General features: G+C 50.3%; 17 protein-coding genes. 9 read left to right on the forward strand and 8 right to left on the reverse strand.

Translation table 11 applies throughout. From position 1 onward, the window contains the following. Positions 1-126: 126 nt before the first annotated feature. Positions 127-6,792, reverse strand: a complete 6,666-nt coding sequence (locus H6F93_RS26905; RefSeq protein WP_190687613.1) for a coiled-coil domain-containing protein — start codon at positions 6,790-6,792, stop codon at positions 127-129. 675 nt (positions 6,793-7,467) lie between these two features. Between H6F93_RS26905 and H6F93_RS26910 the strand changes: the two genes are divergently transcribed. Further along, positions 7,468-8,028, forward strand: coding sequence for a peroxiredoxin (locus tag H6F93_RS26910; RefSeq protein ID WP_190687616.1), 561 nt, complete (start codon positions 7,468-7,470; stop codon positions 8,026-8,028). A 10-nt stretch (positions 8,029-8,038) separates the two neighbouring features. Here the strand turns inward: H6F93_RS26910 and H6F93_RS26915 are convergent, their stop codons facing one another. Continuing rightward, entirely contained in the window at positions 8,039-8,890 is an 852-nt protein-coding gene (locus tag H6F93_RS26915) for a prephenate/arogenate dehydrogenase (RefSeq protein ID WP_190687619.1), read from the reverse strand. 177 nt (positions 8,891-9,067) lie between these two features. Between H6F93_RS26915 and H6F93_RS26920 the strand changes: the two genes are divergently transcribed. The 5 genes from H6F93_RS26920 to H6F93_RS26940 all read left to right on the forward strand — a co-directional run bounded on the left by H6F93_RS26920 (position 9,068) and on the right by H6F93_RS26940 (position 15,191). Continuing rightward, the gene (locus H6F93_RS26920) at positions 9,068-10,666 is read left to right on the forward strand and encodes a helicase C-terminal domain-containing protein (protein WP_190687622.1); all 1,599 of its coding nucleotides are present in this window, start codon (positions 9,068-9,070) and stop codon (positions 10,664-10,666) included. Between the two features lie 147 nt (positions 10,667-10,813). Beyond that, on the forward strand, positions 10,814-11,026 hold the full coding sequence (locus tag H6F93_RS26925) for a DUF2839 domain-containing protein (protein WP_190687625.1): 213 nt from the start codon (positions 10,814-10,816) through the stop codon (positions 11,024-11,026). A 410-nt stretch (positions 11,027-11,436) separates the two neighbouring features. Continuing rightward, a complete protein-coding gene (locus H6F93_RS26930) occupies positions 11,437-13,395 on the forward strand; it encodes a bifunctional metallophosphatase/5'-nucleotidase (protein ID WP_190687628.1) in 1,959 nt (652 codons plus the stop codon). 377 nt (positions 13,396-13,772) lie between these two features. After that, positions 13,773-14,453 (forward strand): tetratricopeptide repeat protein, encoded by a 681-nt coding sequence (locus H6F93_RS26935; protein WP_190687631.1) that lies wholly within the window; start codon positions 13,773-13,775, stop codon positions 14,451-14,453. 60 nt (positions 14,454-14,513) lie between these two features. Then, positions 14,514-15,191: a PPC domain-containing protein gene (locus tag H6F93_RS26940; RefSeq protein WP_190641406.1), complete on the forward strand. Its 678-nt coding sequence runs from the start codon at positions 14,514-14,516 to the stop codon at positions 15,189-15,191. Here the strand turns inward: H6F93_RS26940 and H6F93_RS26945 are convergent. The 6 genes from H6F93_RS26945 to H6F93_RS26970 all read right to left on the reverse strand — a co-directional run bounded on the left by H6F93_RS26945 (position 15,188) and on the right by H6F93_RS26970 (position 20,446). Beyond that, positions 15,188-15,646, reverse strand: a complete 459-nt coding sequence (locus H6F93_RS26945; protein ID WP_190641405.1) for a GatB/YqeY domain-containing protein — start codon at positions 15,644-15,646, stop codon at positions 15,188-15,190. The two genes, H6F93_RS26940 and H6F93_RS26945, sit on opposite strands and share 4 nt — an antisense overlap. 107 nt (positions 15,647-15,753) lie before the next feature. Beyond that, positions 15,754-16,527, reverse strand: a complete 774-nt coding sequence (locus tag H6F93_RS26950; RefSeq protein ID WP_190687634.1) for an HAD family hydrolase — start codon at positions 16,525-16,527, stop codon at positions 15,754-15,756. Positions 16,528-16,534: 7 nt separating this feature from the next. Beyond that, positions 16,535-17,242 carry a phosphoribosylformylglycinamidine synthase subunit PurQ gene (gene purQ, locus H6F93_RS26955; protein ID WP_190687636.1) on the reverse strand — a complete coding sequence of 236 codons (708 nt, stop codon included), beginning with the start codon at positions 17,240-17,242 and terminating at the stop codon, positions 16,535-16,537. Next, positions 17,239-17,514 carry a phosphoribosylformylglycinamidine synthase subunit PurS gene (gene purS / locus H6F93_RS26960; RefSeq protein ID WP_190641402.1) on the reverse strand — a complete coding sequence of 92 codons (276 nt, stop codon included), beginning with the start codon at positions 17,512-17,514 and terminating at the stop codon, positions 17,239-17,241. The genes purQ and purS overlap by 4 nt, the downstream gene beginning before the upstream one ends. A gap of 45 nt (positions 17,515-17,559) precedes the next feature. Then, positions 17,560-18,129, reverse strand: coding sequence for a L,D-transpeptidase family protein (locus H6F93_RS26965; protein ID WP_190687638.1), 570 nt, complete (start codon positions 18,127-18,129; stop codon positions 17,560-17,562). A gap of 73 nt (positions 18,130-18,202) precedes the next feature. Continuing rightward, on the reverse strand, positions 18,203-20,446 hold the full coding sequence (locus H6F93_RS26970) for a DUF1565 domain-containing protein (protein ID WP_199314059.1): 2,244 nt from the start codon (positions 20,444-20,446) through the stop codon (positions 18,203-18,205). A 200-nt stretch (positions 20,447-20,646) separates the two neighbouring features. Here H6F93_RS26970 and H6F93_RS26975 point away from each other — a divergent pair, with 200 nt between their 5' ends. The 3 genes from H6F93_RS26975 to H6F93_RS26985 all read left to right on the forward strand — a co-directional run bounded on the left by H6F93_RS26975 (position 20,647) and on the right by H6F93_RS26985 (position 23,277). After that, the gene (locus H6F93_RS26975) at positions 20,647-21,729 is read left to right on the forward strand and encodes a thiamine phosphate synthase (RefSeq protein WP_190641400.1); all 1,083 of its coding nucleotides are present in this window, start codon (positions 20,647-20,649) and stop codon (positions 21,727-21,729) included. A 29-nt stretch (positions 21,730-21,758) separates the two neighbouring features. After that, entirely contained in the window at positions 21,759-21,986 is a 228-nt protein-coding gene (gene thiS, locus H6F93_RS26980) for a sulfur carrier protein ThiS (RefSeq protein ID WP_190641399.1), read from the forward strand. Positions 21,987-22,320: 334 nt separating this feature from the next. Then, a complete protein-coding gene (locus tag H6F93_RS26985) occupies positions 22,321-23,277 on the forward strand; it encodes a DUF1517 domain-containing protein (RefSeq protein ID WP_190641398.1) in 957 nt (318 codons plus the stop codon). Positions 23,278-23,287: the final 10 nt, after the last annotated feature.

A 23,287-nucleotide genomic window follows, 5' to 3' on the forward strand; every position in this document is an offset into this window, starting at 1 on the left:
GTTGGATTTGGACATAGACCTTTAGTGCGAATGGGGGCACGGCTAAGCCGCGCCCCCATTCGCACTTCAAAAAATGATTCATGCAGGAAGTCTATTTTTACGCTCAACAGCACCCTCTATTGAGGCTTATTCCTGAGTAGAAACGCTCAGCCCAACGGTGAGAGGCTCTGACAGCTTTTGGTGGGTGCTGGCTGTAATGGTGCTGAGATAACTGCGGAAGTGATTCCACTGCTGGTAATTAGGACGATAGGTTTGGCTGTCGAGCTTTTGGAACAATGGAGCTGCCAGTAGCATTTGGTAATCTGGATTTTGCTTGGATTGTTGAGCGAGCAAATCAGCGTGCTTTTCAGTGGGCACCAAACCAGGAGGAAGATGTCCTTCTAGAAGAGCCAGGATGTGCAAACGGCAAGCTTGAGTATTGATACCCCGCCGTTCTAGCATCTGCATGATTTGAGAGAGGGAGAGGGGTTGGTCAGGAAATGCTCTGAGCAATTCCATCAACAGGAAATAGTCGCTGTATTGCTGCCGGGGTAAGTTGAGTACCTGGGGATGAAGAGGTAAGGTTGCTAGCCCATACGCAACTCGGCTACAGGTAGGAAGGCGGCTTTCCTGGGTGGAACCAGCCCGACTGTTAGTGTAGGTGTCTTGAATGATGGTGGCATTTGGCAGCTTTTGCCTGAGCCAGCGGGCGATCGCCCCAAAGGAAGCTGTACCACCCGTACAAACCACTTGATTAATCGATTGAATCGGTACACCACTCTGAGTCAGCAAAGCATTTAATTCTCGGTTTAGCCGCTGAATGTACGGCAGGAGCACACGGCTACCCAACTCTCGGCGCATCACCGTCCACTGCTGATCGCCCAATTCTAGATTGAACCGATCTTGCTGCTGCAAAATGAGTTTCAGGTATCTTGCAGCGTCCAGTAGGCTTTGACCCATGGGTAAGCTTTCAAGCCGCTGCTGTAGCCGCTGTCGGTTGACGGGGTCTGGCTCTCCAGTAGAGGGCAGAGTTAAGTTTTCTAGTTCTAAACTTGCCCAGGTCATGGTTTCAGAATTAGATTCGGTTGGTTGCCAGTGCCAGCCATCTACAAATGCACGAGATTTAGGAGTTTGTCCTGAGCTAAACGTGTAACCTTCAGAAGCAGTGTCAGAACGACGGGGTTGGCGTGACCAGGTGGGATACAACAGTTGGCAAATGATGTCCTGGTCGAGCGCTTTTCCGGCATAGGGAAGGCTGCGTAAGGTGAAATCTTGGTAGGTGAGATTTTGCAGAGCGCTAGGCAAGTCAACGAGTGCCATCTCAGTCACACTTGCTCCAGCGCTAATTACCAGGGTGCTGCCTTGCCAATCGGTGTTGTAGAGGTAGGGTTTTTGAGAAAGATTGTTGGGCAGTACAACGGCTCGACCGTCTGAACTGCGTAGTCCCGATAGGAGAGTGGCGATCGCATCTTCAATAAAGAAGATTTGCTCTGGATGGGCAACCAATCTGGCTCCCAGTACTGCTTCTCGAATGTTGAAGCTGTAGGTATCTGACCAATGGGCGGGGTAGCCCATGACTACACCAGCAAGCTGCCGTAGAGCAGTCTGGAACGTTGCTGCATCTAGTCCAACGGCTGCACAGCTTAGAGCTGAGTGCGCGGGAGTAGACAAGCGATGATGACTGAGGGTCGCCAACAGCGTTTGTAACGCCTGGTGCAGCCAACTCATCTCTAGCTGATGCTGATCAGACCACTGTAAAACAGGCTCCCAGCCTGATGTTTGAGGAGAATAATGGGGAACGCCAATACTCAGATAGGGCTTAAAGTCCCGCAGCAATAGCCTCCAAGAATCTGCGTCGAAGTTTGCATCGCCAGACTGGTTGCGCTGGTTAAGGTCAAGGGCGAGAGAGCCAATTGCGACTGAGGTGACGGCAGCCTGATCCTGGTTTGGGGATGGCAGATTGGGATCTATTGGAGTGTCGCGTCCGGTTGATAGATAGGCGATCGCAGGCAACCGAAAAGACTTATCTGCGACGAAGCCGCCCTGATCTTGGGGTCGTGCCTCTGACCAATAGATGGGGTAAAGTTCGCAGGTTGAGCGGTTGAGCAAAACGGCAGAAATACCGGTTGTGCCAAAATCGATTCCTAGATACCAGTCTTTAGCAACTGGTTCTTCGGCTGATTCTCCAGATGGTGGAATTTCACCTTGCAGTCCTGACTCCAAACCTGATAGCCCAAAACCAGGATCAAGCAATGCAATATCAGGGAAGGGGTTAGCATCATCCAATCTGGCAGCAGGAAGGTCAGATGGGTCAAAATCAGCAGGAAGGCGATCGCTCCAATCGTCTACTCCCTCTTCTTCCGAGATTTCGGTAGGAGCTTCAGGAATATCAATAGGCGCTTCGACTGACAATTCAGCCGAAATGTTATCTGCCGAGGCAATTGTCGAATCAGTCAGACCATTCTCTAATGTGAACTCAAGCTCTACTTCAGGGATTATCTCTGGCTCTAGCTCAGGTAACTCAAGTTCTGCCTCAGGGACTGGCTCTAGCTCAGGTAACTCAAGTTCTGCTCCAGAAACTATCTCTGTCTCTAGCTCAGGCAACTCAAGCTCCACAGCCCCCTCTATAGCACTGGGGTAACTTAGGTTGTCATCTAAACTGTCATCTGGCAGGACTTCGAGCTCTGTTTCTGGCCCAGGTTCGGTGACTGAGTCTAAGGTCAGTTCTGCAAACTCTGCATCCGCAAAATTTACATCCGTAAACTCTAAATCAGGTTCAGATACCTCCGTCAGGTCTGAATTTAGAGTTTTTTTTTCAGCGTCTTCAGGGTCTGTTGGTTCTATTCCCAAAAAATCAAGATCAGGAGAGGAAATTGCTTCAGGTCCAGACTCCACTTCAAAAGATGTCAGATCTGTTGCAGAGCCATACTCTACGTCAGGCAGATCTAATGAGTCTAAGTCGGCGGTGTATAAATCGGTTGTAGATCCATACTCGACAGGCGGAACTGCTTCTAGAAAATCAAAATCTAAATCAGTTGCAGAGCCATACTCAACAGACGGTTCGGGTTCAGCAAAAACATTCTCTAGCGTCCAATCTTCAGAAGCAGCCTGCAGTTCTGGAGATGGCTCAAAGTCAGTAGATAGGTCAAGCTCATCAGAGGGTGCTGCGGAAGATTGTGATTCTGCTTCAGAAACCTCTTCAAATAGACTATCCAGTCCTTCCAGGGTGAACGTATCAGGTTCTTCTTGGATATTTGGTTGCTCTGGTTCTAGATTTTCAAAGTCCGCAAAGTCCAACACTGCTGAGCTGGATTCATCGAGCGGATCAGACGGACTAGGAGAAACAGGCACATCGTCCGGAGCAGCAACCTCTTGAACAAAATCATTTAAGGTCAGCTCTTGGATTTCAACTGAGGGTTGGGCAGTTTCGGAACCCGGCAGGTCGAATAGCCCCTCCAGAGTTGTTTCACTCGTCCAGGAAGAATTTGGGGGTTCTGTAAACTGAAGCTCATCCTGCTCGGTCGGCACATATTCTCCCTCTGGAAGGGGTGCTGCATCGAGGTCATCTGGAGGTAGCGCAAACAAGTCTTCTAGCGCAAGGTCGTAGTCGGGCTGGGAAGATTCTGCTGAGCTTTGCTCAAGTGACGGGTCAAATACGTCAGAAGTTTCTGTCTCTGAAGGGGGGGGTGGCGGAGCCGCAGTATCGACTTCAGCGATCGCAAACAGTTCTTCTAAGGTGGTTTCTCGTTGAGACGAAGCTGGGGAAGTTAGATCTTCAAAATCATCAGCTAGCAGATCATCTTCTAGTTCTAGATCTGATTCGGTGGATAAATCAGGCTCAGGGCTAAACAGATCGGACAGGGTCGTGTTCTGATCCAGCAGTGGCAGTTCTGTACTCAATCCACCAGTAAAGGAGCCGCTAGTAAAGGTATCTAATTCTCGATCGCCAAAATCTCCTAGCTCCTCGTCCTCAAATGAGCTAATTTCCTGATCGGCGACTTCAGCAGCAAGAGCTTCTTGATAGGAAAGCAAATCCGATAAATCTGAGGTATCGGGGAAAAACAGATCGTCAATCGTGTCGGGTGTTTCAGAAGAACTAGAGAGAGTCACATCAGGGGAGACGATCGCCTCAATTGAGTCTTCGGGTAAAGGCTCAACGACAGGTTCAACTGCCTCGAGCTCTGGTTCTAGGAAATCTGTATCTTCTAAAAGTGGCTCTGGAGCTAGTGCTGGAGGTGGCTCGACCGCAGGTTCTGTTTCATCCCAGTCTACGAAGGTCCAATCTGGTGACTCGGTCGTTTCTAAATCTGCTTCTAAGGCAGAAAGGTTGCTGCCCTGCAAACCTTCTAGATTAGATAGGTCAGCCGTCAACTGCTCAAGGACATCTGGATCGAGCTGAAGATCAACGCGAGGATCGGTTTGAGATTCTTCGGTCACCAGCAAGTCTTCATCGGGAGCGGCCGTGATGTAGGTATCTTCAACGGGAGCAATCGCCTCAGGCTGAACTGTGAGCTCAGGTTGTATCTCAGGCTCAACTTCAGCAGGAGTCGAGCCCAGCAAATCAGACAGATTAGCAATCGTATCTATTTCATCTGGAGGGGTGGGTTGTGACTGAGGCGGAGGTAATAATTCTTCTGTGACATCCTCAGATTCATCTTCTACAACAGGCAGAATTTCCTCATCTGCCAAAGACATCTCTGGAACTTCGGCAGAAATGCTGTCCGGTTCACTCAACAAATCAGTTTCACTCAACAGATCGGTTTCACTCAACAAATCGGTCAGTGGAAAATCTTCTAGCCCCAAGTCGAACGGAAAGTCTTCTAAGGATTGGTCTGTTGAAGTTTCATCCACCAGAACCTCTGGCGGAAGGGAAAGCAGTGTATCGTCGACTGACTCAGATGGATCGCCCAACCCACCAAATAGTTCATCGCTCAGTTCGCTGCTGAGAAATGCATCGTCTAGGGGAGCAATCGCCTGTTCACTGCTTTCATTCACCAGATCTCCAGGAATATTTGCTTCTTGCACTGGCTCTGGGGAAGTCGGCGTAGCGATCGGCTCAACGCCTAAACCAGCCGCTAATTCACTGGGAGAAAGGTCAGTTAGTCGAGCTTCAGACTGTTCAGCAGCGGCATTCTCACCTGCACCGAATATGTTCTGATAGAAATCATCAAGCTGGTTGTAAAGGTTGTCGGGTGAGGCAACAGGTGCCGCAGACATTTCCACCGAATCTGTTGGGGGCAATTCAGATTCATCTTCGTCAGGCGGTTCGGGAACAATCGCTGACTCTAAAATGGCAGGCGTTGACTCTGGCTCGTCTTCAACAGGCTCTTCATGCAGTTCAACACTAAGCTGATTGAGCAGATCGAGGGCTGAATCCAAATCGGCGATCTGTGGTTCTGAAGCTGCGGCTGTGAGATTTGTCTCATTGGCATCAGCAGCAGGAGGCTCATCAAACGGAAACTCAAATTGATCGTTCTGAAACAGAGTAGTATTCTCTGCTGACGAAGACTCTGGAAAAGTGGATATCCCTGCTTCAGTCAGTTGAAAGTCCTCACCGACCTGGAATGCTGTAGTGTCATCAGCATCAGGGGGAACCTCCAAGGGCAAATCATCTAGCTCAAAGGTCAGCAGGTCAAGATCTTCTAGTTCGGCATCAGTAACAGGGTTAACGGAAGCCGCAGAAGCAGACATTGAGTCTTCTAAGTTAGTTTGCTCCGAAGTCTGATCTGAAGCTGTGGAAGGAGCGATCTCATTCAGTTCATTCAATAACTTGTCAATTTCAGCATCACTCACCTGCTCAGTAGAGAGTTGATCTGCTGAAGTTAATTGGTCTTCTCCAGTTACCTGACCAGGTTGGGGTAGGGTGTCCTCGACCGTATCGGTGGGGGTTATTCCAGATGAGACTGGTTGATCGACTCCTTGTAGAGTTGGGCGCGGCTCCCAATCAGTTGTTTCAATTGAAGATTGAAGGTAAGAAGAAGCTCCTCGTCCCAATTCTCCAGCCAAGCGGCTCATCAAGGCGGCAAACATAGCCTCACCCTGCTGCCCAAAGCCGTGCATTCGCTCAAGCCCCTGCCCTAGAGATTCTTGATAGCTCTTTACACTATCCTGGAGCGAGTCAAACACAACCCTAAGGGTAGTGTCTAGCTTAAGAATCAGTTGGTCTGACTGAGACTGGATCGCTTGCAACTGTTTCAGGCGTTGAGCGGGGGTCAACAAAGACTGAGACGATACTTCTAAATCACCCTCCTCATCCGCCGCTCCCAAAGCCATTTCTGCATTGTCAGATTCCAGGCTGGCTACCATTTGGGTCATTTGCCCAGCCAAGTCTTCTCGCAAACGTGCCCTTAAGGTTTGGAAAAACTCATCAGATTGGGGCAACGCATATTGCTGTCGCTCGGCTTCAAGCTGTTTGATCTCCTGAACTAAGCTCTCTCGCCGCTGGCTCATCTCCTCAATGTCTGAGCGCAATGGCTGCATCACGTTTGCCCGCAAATAGCTCATCTCCTCCAAGACAGCCTGCAAAACTTGCTGTGCTGATTCTACAGTTGCGCCCTGTCCTGGTTGCGGCTGACCGCCCAACGATGCTGAAGCACCATAAGCAACTAGATCACCACCCGTACTACTTGGCTCAAATTCTGGCGCAGACACCTGTTGTTGAAGAGCAATTAAATAGTTGCGAGTTTGCTCTAAAACTTGACGTTGTTGGGTTGCGTCTCCGGACATAACCCAAGGCAACCGAGGACTGGCTTTACCCAATACTCTATCGATGTCATTAATCAGTGCTTGAATTTGAGCTTTTTGAGGAGTCACAATAAAATCCCTGACTAAAATGATGCAGGTCTGTAGGAGCCAAAACAGGGCCACCGCTACTGCTTTAAATATTAGGGCTAGATCTTTCAGAAGTAGCAGAGAAGCCATTCTGAAGATACATGGACTGTCGAGTTTGCTGAAAGACTTTCAGTTTCTTCAGTCAAATTGATCAAATCAAGTTGCTGACGTAACTTGGCTTAACACTGCCTCGATTCTAAAGCGATGAAGTTTAGTCTATGAGGAGTTGCAGTCTATCGTTACTCAGTTTATATCTAGCTTCTGGAAACAGGTACTATGCGCGCGAAATGCAACACATTTTCACCTAAGGTCTGATTCATCTCACAAACTATAGCAGCCCTAAATGATTTGTGAGATGGCTTATGAAAATTTGGGCAAATCAAGCCTCTTTTATTCTCACCAACCTTTTGGAGGTTGCTGTATGGGCGGCTATATGGCAGATGCACGGTGTTAAAGATATTAACTGATGGCTGAGTTTGTGGCATGGCGATCGCCATCTAAGTAAGTTCTATCTCTTTACTTAGAAGATCAGCCCAGTTGTTGATCAAACAAACGCGCAACTTCTTCTAAAAAACTTATCAACTGTGGAAGTCATCTAGCTTTCTGTAAAATTATGTTAACTTAACCCCACAGTTGTGATTTGCTCACCCCTTGCCCATGTCGCGTCGCCTTCTGCTCCATCTTCTCTTTGTTTGTTGCTTCACGCTAATCACTCTCGGCTTTACACCATCTGCCCTGGCTTTGGGCGGAACGCAGCCACCGCTCGACCAGCCTGCCCCAGGATTTACTTTGCCAACCAATACAGGTGATGGTGAAATTTCGCTATCTGACTATCGCGGGCAGTGGGTTGTAGTTTATTTCTATCCCAAAGATTTCACGTCCGGTTGCACGTTAGAGGCGCGTCGGTTTCAGCAAGATCTACCTCAGTATCAGGAAAGGAATACGCAGATTTTAGGTATCAGTGCCGATGATGTCGATTCTCATGCTGAGTTTTGTGACGCTGAGGGTCTGCGGTTCCCGCTGTTGGCTGACGTAGACGGTGCAGTTAGCAAGGCATACGGTTCCTGGCTGGGTTACGTTTCGCTGCGGCACACCTACTTAGTTGACCAAGAAGGCATTTTGCGGGAGCGCTACATTGGCGTACAGCCAGCAATTCACAGCACTGAAGTGCTGACTCGACTGGACGAATTACAGGGAGTTGCTTCCAGCGCTGCATGAGCTGTAGAAGTTATTCCTTTTCTGAGGTTGACAAAAACTGAGGACGGGCGGTTTGGGTTTGGGTGAGTAGCTGCTGCACTGAATCCCAATCTGACTGCTCAATTTGGGTAATGACCTGATCAAGCTGGTGACGGTAGGCGTGGAGCGATCGCACCAGTTCATCTTGGTTGAATTGCGCCATCATTCTGCCCAATTCGGGGTTGCCGCCCCCAACGCGGCTAGTGTCTCGAAAGCCAGAACTAGCGATCGATTGAGCTAAAGCTAAGACTTCTGCACGGGATTCACTCAAGCAGGCCGCAATCAGGCTAGCGCTGACCATTACAGGCAGGTGAGAAATCCAGGCAACTGCCCGATCGTGAGCTTCAGGAGAACAGTGGTAAACCTGCGCTTGGAGCGATCGCGCCAGTTCTGCCACAGTTTCTACAGCTTTAGCGGGGGTACTGTCGATCGGGGTGAGTACGTAAGGTCGGTTGACGAATAAACCTGTCAGAGCCGCATTCAGTCCACTCTCGGCGGTGCCTGCCATTGGGTGTCCGCCTACGAAATTTTGCCAGTGGGGGGCGATCGCCTCGACCACCGATCCCTTGACCGAACCTACATCGGTGAGGATGGTGCTGGAGGAAAGATGAGGGAGCAGTTGCGTCACGGTAGATTCGATTGCTCCCAGTGGCGTGCAAAGAAATACTACATCTGCTTTTGCCATGAGTGCCAAGTCGGGACTGGCGTGATCGACGATTTGACGGGCGATCGCCTGCTCACAGGTTTCAGGACGACGGCTGACTCCAAAAATCGTGTGCTGATGCCGCAAATCCAACGCTAGCGATCCGCCAATTAAACCCAGCCCAACAATCCCAATATTCATAACCAATCCATTCAGTGAGACTGATTTGATTTTTGTGTAAATGCGGGCAGAATGCCCGCATTTACACAAAAATCTGAATACACTCATTCAGTCAGGTGGACTTAATGGTAGCGGATGGCGAGTCTTAGGGTTTGTGTCACAATGAAGTTCATTCGTTAGTGGAAAAACTCCAGGCTCGTGATTGAGGTAGAAGTCCACCAGCAACTCCGCGCTTTCCTGCGAGAGCAGGGCGAACCCTATTGGCCGCACCATTTGACGATGGCTCGGCTAGTTGCCCGTGCATTGCGCTTGGGGCGGAGTGCGTTGATTCAAGCGGGGACTCCTTCTGGCTATCATGGGCGCTACCGCCTTAGCTACTTGATGCCTGCTTTGCTGTGGCAAGGCTCTGCAATTTTGGTAGTACCCGAAGTCGTACAGCAGCGGCTCCTGATGGTTGAGATTCCGCGCCTGAGACAGTGGATTCCGACTCACAAGGCAATTCAGACGGGCGATCGCTGGCCCAGCAAAGATTTTGAAGGGCTGCTGCTGACGTCTCCTCAGTCCTGGTTGACCGATCGGCTGTTTGCTCAGGGCCGCTTTCCTGATAGCATTCCCACCCTTCTAGACGGCGTAGATGATTTAGAAATCTGGGCACGCGATTTGTTGACCGTCAACATTCAGCCGCAGGATTGGGATCAACTAATGCTGGCGTGCCCTGACCAGGCAGAACTGATTCGTGATGCCAGAGTGCAACTAACGCGCTCGATCTTTCAACATCCTGCTAATCCTTATAATTGCTATCTGGTTGAACCGCCAGAACTGGAGATTTTGCACTCGCTACATGAAGCTTTACAAACTGCTAGTGCGGCATCTATTGGGCTGGATGGTGTAGTCGCAGAGCAAAAGGAAAAGGAGAATGAGCGGCGATCGCGCTGTCTGCCTAAAACCTGGAATCACTTCTGGCGAGGCTTGCAGTCCGAAAACCAATTCACCTGGACAGAAATTGCTAGACGGCAAGGTCAATTTTCTCTCCACTGTGGTCCAGCAGAAGTGGCGACCGCATTAACCCCCATCTGGACAAAACAGCCTGTCGTGCTGATCGGCGGTGCCCTGGACTTAGAGCCAGAAGCAACTATGTATCGGCAGCGCGTCGGTTTAGAAGATCTGACCTGCATCAAGTTTTCACCCGATCGCCAGAATGAGCTAATTCAGCTTTACCTCCCTGATGGGCTGCCCATGCCTAACACACCTCATTTCCAGCCTGCGCTGATGCAGGAGATGCGAGAGCTTCTAGGACTCAGCACGGTCGGGCAAGGTCTGACCGTTGTACTGATTGGCGATGTACCGCTGAAAGCTCAGGTTGGTTCAGTATTAGCGGCCGAGTTTGGTTCACGGGTTCAAGTTGAAAAAACTTGCCTTGATGATCACGGCATTTTGGTTACAGGTTGGGAATTTTGGCGACAAAATCAAGCCGTCTTGCCTGCGCCTCATCTGCTGGTGATTGCCACATTACCGATTCCCTCTTTGGAAGAACCGCTAGTGGCGGGTCGAGTGGCTTATTACAAGAAGCATCGCCAAGACTGGTTCCGACTTTATCTCTTGCCCGAAGCGCTGAGCGAATTGCAGCGGGCGATCGCCCCTGTGCGTGAATCCCAAGGCGTTGTTGCCCTGCTCGACAACCGAGTCAACCATCGCAGTTACGGACATCAAGTGCTTTCAGCCCTGAGTCCCCTCGCCCGTATCGACTATGTCGATCCCGGATTGTTTACTCAACTAGACTATTCCATGTTTGACTAGCGTTTCAAAATAGGCAGCATTAAAGGGAATTGGCATTAACTCAAAACTTCTTTACTTTCATTCTCCCTTTACCCACAGCGATCGCTCCTGACAAAACGTTATTATCAGCATCAGACTACGTTTAGTGAGACTCGATGGGATAGAGACATGGGAGACGCAAAACGCCGCAAGGAATCTCTGGGGGATAAGTACGGACAGGAAGAGAATATCCTTTCGTGGCTGCCGATCAAAAAGAGTCAAGCCCGCCAATTTGTCAACCTCAGTACCCGTGGCGCATGGGTTGGGATTGGTCTTTTGGTTGCTTACTGGGTTGTGGTTCGATTCCTTGGTCCTAGTTTGGGCTGGTGGGAAGTCAACTGAGTATGGCTCAGCGGTAATGAGTACCTGATACTAATCTCCCTAGGGCGTGTTTTAAAAGCCTGGGATGAATGCCCTAACCTTGAAGATCCCCTTAATTCCCCCTTTTCAAGGAGAACTCTGAGCGGTTTAGTTCCCTCCTTTTTAAGGAGGGTTAAGGAGAATCAAAAGGTTTTAAAACACTGCCTAATGACCACACTGCTCGATCACCCTCGATTAGTTGAACTTCAAGTGAGGTTATAGGGATGTCTAGTAACTTCTGTGAAGTTGCAGTAAAGCTACAGATAGATGAATAAAGATTAAGTAAATTCTTGATCTCTTGGTCTTTGCTTAACCTCAATACACCTCTACTTAACCTCAACTCGATAGCTTCATGAAGGGTTCCCGCAAATTCATGGATAGGGAGAAACTTCATGACTATCTACAAGTTCATAAGACCCTCAGTTTTGACTGCGGGTGTCATTAGTCTGGTCGGTTTGCTGAGTTCTGATCCGGCGCAGGCGTTTACACTGACGCTTCTGCAAAACAATGATGCTGAGTCTAGGCTTTTGCCTGCTGGCGACAATGGTGAGATTGCAGGAGCTGCCCGATTTACTACGCTGATTAATCAGCTAAGAGCAAGCGCAACCACAGATGCAGTCGTCACAATTGCCTCTGGCGACAACATTCTGCCAGGAACAACTTTCAATGCCAGTCTTGAGGATGGCGTGTTTTACGACGCTGCTGTCTTAGATGCAGTTGGCTACGATGCGATCGCCCTCGGCAACCACGACTTTGATTTTGGACCAGAAATTCTGGCTGACTTCATCAGTAGCGATCAGTTCAGTACTCCTGTGCCCTTCTTGGCAGCAAACTTAGACTTCAGCGGTGAACCACAGCTTCAAGCGTTGGTTGATCAAGGACGAGTTGCTAGTAGCGTAATCGTCGAAAAAGGCGGAGAGAGAATCGGTATCATCGGAGCCATCACGCCTGAACTTCCCTTCATCTCCAGTCCTCGCAATGTAACTGTCGAAAATCCTAACGATGTTGCCGCAGAAGTGCAGGCAGAGATTAATGCTCTAGAAGCTCAAGGTGTTAACAAAATCATTTTGACGACACAGCTACAGTCCATTAACAATGACGTAGCGCTTGCCTCAGAATTGAGCGGCATTGATGTGATTGTCTCTGGGGGCGGTCAAGAACTATTGGCAAATCCTGGCAACCCTCTGTTACCTGCTGACACTACCACGGCACCCTTTGGACCTTTCCCGTTAGAAGCAACGAATGCTGATGGTGATGCGATTCCTGTAGTCACGACGACAGGAGGATATGAGTATGTTGGGCAACTTGAGATTGAATTTGACGATGCCGGGAAGGTAGTTTCCTTTAACGGTAGCCCTGTTCGTGTTTTTGCAGAAGATGGGATTGCGCCTGACCCCAGTGTACAAGCGGAGGCGATCGCGCCTGTTCAGGAATCTGTTGAAGCGTTGGCAGAAAACGTCCTGGCAACCAGCGAAGTAGACTTGAACGGACAGCGAGGCGACTTCACTGCTGGGACACCTGGAGTAAGAACCCAAGAAACCAACTTGGGCAACCTGATTGCTGACGCCCTACTTGCAACAGGCACAGACCTGGCAGATGATTTTGGCGTTGAGGCTCCTACCATTGCTCTGCAGAATGGAGGCGGACTTCGGAACAACTCCATCATCTCAGCAGGTGATTTTACAGAGTTAGATACTTTCAACATTCTGCCGTTTGCAAACTTCGTCAGCATCGTGCCAGATGTCAGTGCAGAGCGACTTAAACTGATTCTGGAAAATGCTGTTTCAAATGTTGAAAATACAGACGGACGGTTTGCCCAAATCTCTGGATTTAAGTTTGCCTATGATCTGACGGGTACAGCCCAGGTTACAGATGATATAACAGGTGAGATTACAACCACTGGCACACGCGTCAAGACTGTGATTTTGAACGACGGCACTGTGATTGTGGAAGACGGGCAAGTTGTCTCTGGCGCACCCAACATTTCTATTGCAACAATCGACTTCTTAGCTAGAGGTGGGGATGAATATCCCTTTGGTGGTGCTGATTTTATCAACTTGGGCACTACCTACCAGCAAGCTCTTGAAGATTATGTAAGCAGCGTGCTGAGCGGTGAAGTTACCGCAGAAGACTATTCTGAAGATGCAAGCACTCGCATCTTTGTCGGTGAAATTCCCACGGATCAAATTCCGACTGAGCCAGGTGAACCTGGGGAACCCGGTGAACCCGGTGAACCCGGTGAACCTGGTGATCCAAGTGTCTCCGTGCCAGAACCCACTTCTGCACTGGCGATGCTAATGTTTGGAGCGCTAGGTGCAGGTTCCCTCTGGCAGCGCAAGCGCAAAGCTTAAGAGGTTTTGCAGGAATTTTTCACCTTTGTGGGGTGAGTGTCTATTCACTCTTATTAGGGCGTTGCTAGCTGCAAGGTAATTTCTTTTCTCTTCCTAATACCCGGTAGATTACCGGGTATTTCTCTTTCTGCTGGTAGAGCAGTGTTTTGGCTATCTTAAAGCCGATATGCGATCGCCTTCACAGCACAATAAATTGCCATCTCAACAAAGCTTCAGATTGCTTATCCGAGAAATATTGATTCGTCAACCGAGAACTGCTTTATACTGCGGTATTTATCAGGAAATGCTTCAGTTCCTGTTGAAGTAACTAGAACCGGGCTATGTTCAAGTCCACATTCATCCACACTCCAGAATCCACAACTAGAAGGTACGTTTTTATGAACAGATGGCTGCAACCTAAAAAACTAGGTTTCATGCTGGCGATGACGGTTGCTTTTGGCGGCTCACTACTTGCGCTACCCCGTCAAGCTCACGCTGATGAAATTTTTCGGCAGCAGGGCACGATTCAACCTGCCCAAAATGAGTACACTTTTTCGGGCACTGAAGGTCAAACAGTCACCATCAACCTGACTAGCGCCGATTTCGATACGACCTTAGCCCTGGTGGGTCCGGGTGAGCAAGAAATTGCCTTTAACGATGATTTCGGCGGTAGCCTAAATTCTCGAATTATTGCAACTTTACCTAGCAACGGTGAGTACCGAGTCATTGTGCGCTCTTTTGCCGGAAACGGTGGAGCATACACGGTTACAGTGAATCCTGCGACAGAGTACGAGCAAGCTTACGCTTCAGCAACAACGCTATATCAAGCAGGCAGCTTTACTGAGGCGATCGCCGCCTTTGGGGAAGCGATCGAGATTGACCCGGTTGAGCCCTCTGCCTACATTGATCGCGGCAATGCTTACCTCGCAACAGGAGAGAATACCGAAGCAGCGATCGCTGATTTTGAGCGGGCAGCCGACCTGTACGAAGAGCGGGGAGAAGTGGACTCAGCTCAGTCTTACCGAGACTACGTTCAGTTTCTCCAGTCGTCTCCTCCTCCTGAGCCGATGCCTTTTTAAGAGGGACTCTCTACATCCATTTCCCCTAACCATCACAAGACTCATTTGAGGCTACTTTTCATGATTGACCAACTCCGGCTCAGAAAAATTGGTGTATTGATGGCTGCTGCAACCTTGCTCAGTGGCACATTGTTGTTACCTGCGTACCCGGCTCGTGCCCAAGCTTTGCTAGAGCAGGAGGGAACATTACGTTCGTCTGAAGGCGAACATACTTTCTCTGGAGAAGCAGGACAGTCTGTGATGATCACCGTCACCAGCCCAGACTTTGATACGACGCTGACACTGCTCGACCCCAATGGAGCAGAAATTGCCTATAACGACGACTATGCTCGCGGACTAAATTCTACAATTGTCTACACATTGCCAACCAGCGGCACCTACAAAGTGGTTGCGCGTTCTCTCTCTGGCACAGGCGGTAGCTATGAACTGGTAGTTGCTGATGCGACCGCTTATGACCAAGCTTATTACCGGGGTATCGCCGCTCGACAGGAAGGCAACTATGCAGCAGCGATCGCCGCTTTTGATGAAGCAATTCGGATTGACTCTAGCCAGCCTGCAATTCATCTAGACCGGGCAGATGTACTCCAAGCGCAAGCTCAACAGCTTCGTCCCGAAGAGCGTGAGGCGATCGTAGAGAGCTACGAACGGGCGATCGAGCTTTATGAGCAAGCAGGTGACACAGCAAATGCCCAACTGGTTCGCGAACAACTGACGTACTTAGAGACACCACAGTACTAACCGTTCAGTTTAGTTTTCACCATTGCCTGAATTTTTTGTCCGTCAGCCCGACCTTTGAGTTGCTGCATCACGGGGCCCATCACCTTCCCCATATCTTTTGCAGAACTGGCTCCAGTTCTAGAAATTACTTCATCGATTACCTGGCTCACTTCCTCGTCTGAGAGTTGTTGAGGCAGGTATTCTTCTATGATGGTGAGTTCTTGGGCTTCTTGATCGGCTAAATCAGTTCGTCCAGCCTTTTGATATTGTTCGATTGAGTCTCGTCGCTGTTTGGCAAGCTGGGCAAGCACTTCAAGCTCTTGAGTTTCGTTTAGTTCGGTTTGCCCTTGAGGACGAACACTCACTTCTTTTTCTAGCAATACTTTTTTGATACTGCGAACCGTTTCCAGGCGAGTCTTATCTTTCGCCTTCATCGCCGTTTTGATATCTTCTGTAATTCGATCTTTTAGACTCATCGGTTTCTCGTAGTTATTCAAGTAAGCGATCTACTTCAGAGAATATATCCCTGCAAGACTAGCACAACTATATTGGACATTTGACGCGATCGCCCTTACACCTGATATCAACAATTGGCTTCGATCACGTTTCTGGCGACTTCACAAAAGCCCTCTGCTTCAGCGGCATGGGTAACAAAGGCAGGCTGATGAATCAGGCGATCGCGATAGTGCAGCACATTTGCTACACCGACCGAGAGGGGAAAGCGATCGCTATCAAACAGGCTCTCATCATTAGGACTGTCACCAATGGTTAGCACCTGCTCAGGTTGCACATCAGCAAAATAATGCTGCAAAACATGAGTGAGAGCGATCGCTTTATCCTGATGCAGCGTTTTAATGTGACATTGCACAGTGCTATAGGTAAAGCTCCAACCTTGAGCCTGACAGCGATCGCTCAAAAACTGTAATTCCGTCTCGGTGAGTTTTTGGATATCAAATGTCCAGTCGGTGAGGCGAAAGCGGTTATCGCTCGATTCTTGCAAATGCGGAAAGTGAGCTTGCAGGTCTGCAAAGGTCTGGGCTAGCTTTTGACGGTGCTTAACCAGATCGGAAATGGGCACAATCATCTCGCTGATATCGGGCTGAAAGTAAGCTAAACCGCCATTCTCGGCGACCGCTCCTACAACGGGTAGATAACTCACCAGTCCATTTACCCAACCCGCTGAACGCCCCGTCACAATGAGAACTGAGATGTTAGCGATCGCCAGTTCTTGCAGGGCTTGCAGCAAGTTTGGTGTAAACTTTCCCTGCTGAGTTAGCGTACCGTCCATGTCGGTCGCAATCAGGCGAACCTGCTTTAGTTTGTTCTGGGAAGCTTGAGATAGAGGAATAAGTGGCATTTGTTCCCTATCCCTTCGCTCCAACCGCTCCCAATCCTAGCAACACCCCTTCAAACAATTTTCTGCCGTCTGTATTGCCCAAGGCTGGGTCGGATGCTCTTTCAGGGTGAGGCATCATCCCCAGCACGTTTCCCTGACGGTTACAGATGCCAGCAATGTTGTTAAGAGAGCCGTTGCAATTGGATGCTGGGGTTACTGCACTAGAGGCATCGCAATAGCGGAATAGCACCTGTCCGTTGGCTTCTAGCGCTGACAGGGTGTCTGCATCGGCGTAGTAGCAGCCTTCACCGTGAGCAATCGGCAAGGTAATAACTTGCCCTTTTTGATATGCCTGTGTCCAGGGCAGATCGGTGCGCTCTACTTTGAGGGAGACGCGATCGCAAATAAAGTGCAAATCGCGATTTCGCATCAGCGCTCCGGGCAATAGTCCAGCTTCGGTCAACACCTGAAAGCCATTGCAAATTCCCATCACCAGCTTGCCTTGTTCTGCGTGACGCACGGTAGCTTGCAGAGCGGGTGAAAAGCGGGCGATCGCCCCACAGCGCAAATAATCACCATAGCTAAAGCCACCCGGAATGATAATCACATCCAGGTCTGACAGGTCGCTTTCCTCATGCCACACCATTCGGGTTGGCTGATTTAGCAAATCCCGCATCACCATGGCTACGTCGCGATCGCAATTAGAACCAGGAAAAACAATCACACCAAATTTCATAAACTCTTAGCCTCTGCCGTTTCTAGTAATTCAAACCGATAATTTTCAATCACTGGATTCGCCAGCAGTTGGTCACACATCCGATCAAGCTGCTGTTTGGCGGAGGCTTCATCTGCGGCGGTCAGGGTTAGCTCAACGTATTTGCCGATTCTGATGCGCTCAACGTTGTCGTAGCCGAGATGCTTTAGCCCCGACTGCACGGCCGTACCCGCCGGATCGAGAACTGAAGGGCGAAGCGTAACATAGATTCGAGCCTGGTAAGTTTGAGTCACAGTTTTTCTTGGAGCAACTTTGAGAAACGGGTTCTGCTAAGCATCTTAGGGCTTAACGACGACAGTTGTACCCACTGCGACCTGAGCAAACATCGCTTCAATGTCTCGGTTTAGCATTCGGACACAGCCGTGGGAAATTGCCTGTCCAATGCCGTCTTCCTGGTTGGTGCCGTGGAACCCGATTTGGCTACTATCATCTGCCCAAAAGCCAATCCAGCGCGAACCCAACGGGTTGTCTGGTCCAGGCGGAATCACCTGCTTGGTAATGGGGTGCTGCCAGTTTGGGCGAGGCTCCATGTCGGTCACGCGAAACGTGCCCGTTGGCGTTTCCCAACCTGCCTGCCCCACTGCTACGGGGTAGGTGGCGTGCAGTTTGTCCTGTTTGTAAACCGAAACTTCGCGATCGCTCAAATCGATGACTAAACGAACGGTTCTTGCTGCCGCAGTCGAAACGTTTGCATGAGCGGCAAGCATCCTTGTCTCTGATGCAGAACCGGGAAGTTTAATACTAAATGAGGCAGGCGAACCCACTTGCCACTGCGCCGCAATCAATAAACTTGCGGTGGCAAAGCTGAGAAACATAAAGCTGCGAGAGAGGAGTTCGTTCCTTGCCATTAACCCTATCCAGGTCAGTAACCCTTACCTACTAGGTTGCCTCAAAAAATAGGGTTTTGGCAAAGATCAAGGCTCAGTCTACGGGCTGAACCATTGCTCTAAAACCGCTTCTGTTCAGCATTTGGGCCGCTTCATCAGCAAGGGAGCGATCGCCAAATGCCCCTGCCTGCATCATCGTTCGACCGTTGGCATAGGTACGGAACGCACCCGGAACGACCGATCGCACTTCTGACTGCATACTCTCACTATCCGCCTCCACCAAGACTCGATAGCGCACAAACGCCGCGCCGCCGCTGTAGCTGCCACTGCCCAAGATGCTGGTGCGATTGTAAGAACTGTTTGCCGCCGATACAGTTGGCAAACTGCCGATGTTGCCAACTGGAATATTTCCACTCGGCACAGGCAACAGGTTGGCAGAACGCACCGGATTTGCTGCCCTGGGAGCTACAGGAGCCTGAGCAGGAGTCGGCGTACCGCTAGCCGGAGGGGGCACCGGAATCTCAATAGGAGCATCAGTTGCAGTTGCAGTCCGGTTGGAAGGGGCACCGGGCGATCGCTCTGGTGAACGGCTCACCACAACTTCTCGCATCGGTTGCGCTGCCGGGGCGGATGTAGAAGAACTGGAAGGCGGCAGCACGGGAATTTCAATTGGCGCATCTGTAGCAGGGACAGTTGCCGCAGTTGTCCGGGCAGGCACCTGGGGTCGGACAGCTTGCCCAGGTCGGACAGTCTGCTCAGGTCGGACAGCTGGAGCAGATTGGGTAGTCTGTCCGGGTCGAGCAGGGGACTGGTTCCGAGCAGGGGGTGTTACTTGAGTTGATGGTGGCGGTACCGGAATTTCGACTGCATCAGCAGTGCTGGGAATAGCTACATTCGGGCGAATTGCTGCTGGAGTAGGGGGTTGGGCTGAAATGGCGGAAGGTTGGGAAGCTGAAGGTCGAGAGACAGGAGGTCGGGCAACTGAAGATTGAGAAGCTGGAGGCTGAGAAGTCGGAGGCTGAGAGAGTGTGACTGCTGGTGCAGATTCTAAATTTGGTAAGGCTGAAAAGCCTGCCTCTGAGTTAGGTGGAGCCGTTGGACGAGTGGCAACGGGGGAGGGTGCAGGTTGACTCACAGGAGCAGGAGCCGACGAGGTTGTAGAAGATGAAGTTGCAGGTGGGATCGCAGACGGCACAGGGAGGGGCTGGCGTGCAACGGGTACAGGACGGGCAGCAGGAGCAACAGGAGCAGGAGCAACGCCAGTCAAATCAACTCGTCCGGTGGTGCGATCGCTCGCTACCTGATTGCCAAATGCTGGAATTTCTTGACTGGTCGCACTAGCGTTTACGTCCTGACGGGCATTGTCACGAAATTGGTTGTTGCCTGGTTCGTTTGCTGTGCCTAAGTCAGGAAAAGATTGGGCGATCGCCACCAGTCCATCCCGTCGGTTGGACTCAATTACGTTGTCTCGCAGCGTCGGACGGGCATTTTCTTGCACCACAATGCCGTCCTGATTTTGACGAATTTGATTGCCGACGATTAGCGGCGCTGCATTCTCGTTTACGTTGATGCCAAATCCGGTTCGTTCAAACACGTTTTCTCGAATTTCCGGACGAGACGTGCCATAAACGGTGATGCCATTTGCCCCATTTTGAACAAAAGCATTGCCACGAATCACCGGAGCGCTATTTCCGGTTACTGAAATGCCGTCGTGGCTGCTGCCCGTGAAAGTATTGTTGTTCACAGTCGGGCTGCTCGACTCAATCCACAGCCCATAACCGCGAGGGTTAGGATTCATCACAGTGACTCCCGTTAACACTGCTTCGTCTTCGCCCAAAATTGTCACGTTCTGGCTAGCAGAAGTCCGGCTGAGAAACGTTCCTCCGCCCTGAATCACAATTCCTCGTCCCCTTGCTCCCGGCTCTCCTTGAATCGTCACACCGGATTTCAGCTCAAGTGGAAAGGTTTCTCCTGACTCAGCGCTGTAAGTTCCTGGTGACAGCAAAATGACTGTGTTGGATTGTGCATTCTGCAGTGCCTGGGTAATCGTTCGCAGGGCGCTTTGCTGGCTGCTGCCGTTATTGCTATCGTTGCCCAAAGTCGGGTTGACGAATAACAGATTCGCTGAGCTTGGAGCCGATGCTTGAGCAATCTCAATCGAGTTTGGTTGGGTTTGGGGAATGGTTTGGGCTTGAGTGCTGAGGGGGGCGATCGCACTCACACCCCCCATGCCAATTACAACTGCGGCAACCCACCCTAACTGCACCAGCGCTCGAACGGGCAACATCGATACGCTAAAGAACATATCTTGCGGATTGGGGCAACAAACAACGCTCATTAACTGTCCTCCCGACACCAGGAACCATCGGCACCACAACAAACGGCAGACTTACCATCTGATCACGATTGCAACAGTTTTAATACATTCAGCGCCAATCAGCTAGAGGTTTTTGTAACTTTTTTGCAACTAGAAACAATCACCATCAATTAGCAAATTCCGTTCGGCTGTTAGGATGAGTAATTAATAGGAATGTTGTGATGGGTGAGACACATAGCCAGCAAAAGCTCTCGGAGTCTGCGATCTACCGAATTTTAGATGCCAATTTAGACCGCGCCCGTGAAGGGTTGAGAATCGTTGAAGAATGGTGTCGATTTGGGTTAAATAGCACCAAATTCACCGACGAGTGTAAGCATCTGCGGCAGGAGTTAGCACGCTGGCACAGTTTTGAAATTCGCACGGCACGAGACACCCCAGGCGACCCAGGAACAGAACTAACCCACCCGCAAGAAGAACAGCGTTCTAGCTTGCGAGACGTATTGGTGGCTAATTTCTGCCGTATTCAGGAAGCCCTACGGGTACTGGAGGAATATGGCAAGGTCTATCATGCTGACCTGTCAGCCGCCTGTAAGCAGATTCGCTATCGGGTCTACACACTCGAAAGCGACCTGATGGGACATCAGCGACATCAGAAATTGAGGCGATCGCACCTCTACCTCGTCACCTCTCCCGCTGACAATCTCTTCTCAGTCGTTGAAGCTGCCCTTCAGGGTGGGCTAAGCCTGGTGCAGTACCGCGATAAAAACGCAGATGACACCACCCGCATTCACACCGCCGAAAAGCTGAAGCAAATCTGTCACCGTTACGACGCCCTGTTCATCATGAATGATCGGGTTGACTTAGCTTTAGCTGTAGACGCAGACGGAGTGCATTTAGGACAACAAGACATTCCCATTTCGTTAGCTCGACAAATTTTAGGGCCGCAGCGCCTAGTAGGACGTTCTACGACCAATCCAGATGAACTGCATCGGGCATTGCGAGAAGGCGCAGACTATGTTGGCGTTGGGCCAGTTTACGAGACTCCTACTAAAGCGGGTAAAGCTGCCGCAGGTCCGGAATACGTTCGCTACGCAGCTGAACATGCTCGCATTCCCTGGTTTGCGATCGGCGGCATTGACACTGACAACTTGAGTGAAGTGCTGTCTGCCCGTGCAGAACGAGTTGCTGTAGTTCGTTCCATCATGCAGGCAGAGCAGCCCACCTTAATCACCCAATACTTTGTCTCCCAGCTAGCCCGAATCCAAACAATTCGAGAAAGCGATACTCGCAGTCATGTTCATTGATCAGAATCATTCAGGCATTGATTTAGGCCATGTCTAACGCTTCTAATTCAAACTCTATTTCGCTGCAAGTGAATGGGGAGCCGAAAGCCTGTGCGCCTCATACTCCGTTGCCCCAATTTTTGGAACAGTTAAACATGAATCCGCGCCTGGTAGCAGTGGAGTATAACGGCGAGATTTTGCACCGCCAGTTTTGGCAGGAAACGGAAATTCAAGAGGGCGATCGCCTTGAGATTGTCACCATCGTTGGCGGTGGCTAAATGCAAAACCAGCAAATTTTCCTAGAGATTCCTCAGTCTATACGGGTACGGTTATCCACCTAAAATCTGCCTTAAGCTTGCTTCCTGTAAGGCTTAGAAGGCGATACAGTAAAGAGGTGGTGACTTGTAACGATTGCTTAACAAGCAGTTCATTAAATGGGTCCTCACCCTTGGGTGGTGGAGCTGGATTCTTCCAGGTAACCGTGAACAAGAGTTTCTAGCCCGTTGCTAGTTGTCTCAATAAGTTGCGAAAACATAAAGAACACCTAAGAAAACCACTGGAAGAGCCAGAGCCAAATATAGTTTTAAATTCAGCTTGGATAGGCACAGTCTTATGTACAAGAAACTGTTTGCACTGATCAAACCCCTTCTCAAACCGTTACTCCTCGCTAGCTTAGTCATTACCCTGGTTTTCAGTCAGGCAGATGGTGCCCTAGCAGCTAGAGGTGGTCGTATTGGCGGCGGTAGCTTTAGAGCTGCACCGAGCCGCACCTATGCACCCCCGAGCCGCACCTATGCTCCTCCAGGTGGTGGATACTATCCTGGTGGCGGTTTTGGCTTCCCCTTCATCATCCCCTTCTTTGGCGTGGGCGGTGGTTTTGGCGGTTTGTTCTCAATTTTGATTTTCCTGTCAGTTGCCAGCTTCCTGGTTCGCAGCTTCCGTCAAATTCAGGGTGGTGAAGACGGAATAGGCTATAGCAGCAGCAGTCCCTCAATCTCGGTCGCCCGGGTGCAGGTGGGTCTCCTAGCAAATGCTCGAACCCTGCAAACTGACTTCGATCGCATTGCCAGATCAGCCGACACAGGCTCCTCTGAGGGCTTAGCTCAAGTTCTTCAAGAGACAACCCTGTCTCTCATGCGCCATCCCGAATACTGGGTTTATGGTGCGGCTGAAAATCAGCAGGCCCGTCTGGAAGCGGCTGAGGCTCAGTTCAATCGCTTGGCTCTGGCAGAGCGCAGCAAGTTTAGCGAGGAAACGCTCTCTAACGTTAACAACCAGCTTCGACAAGCAAGTCAAAGTGCGTTAGTTAAGGCTGAACCAGGTGGCGAATTAGTTCAGGCAGCACCGGGCGAATACATCGTCGCCACACTCCTAGTTGCTACCCAGAACAAGTTGCAGCTCCCTGCTGTGAACAACACGCAAGACCTGCGCCGTGCCTTAAGCCAGATTGGAGCGATTCCTAGTGAGCAGCTTTTGGCGGTTGAGGTTCTTTGGACTCCTCAGGACGAGAACGATACGCTCTCCTCTGAAGATCTGTTGACCGAATATCCTGACCTGAAGTTGATCTAATCTAGTTCAG

The sequence above is a fragment of the Leptolyngbya sp. FACHB-671 genome (assembly GCF_014695745.1).
Taxonomy (GTDB): Bacteria; Cyanobacteriota; Cyanobacteriia; order Elainellales; family Elainellaceae; genus JAAUTN01.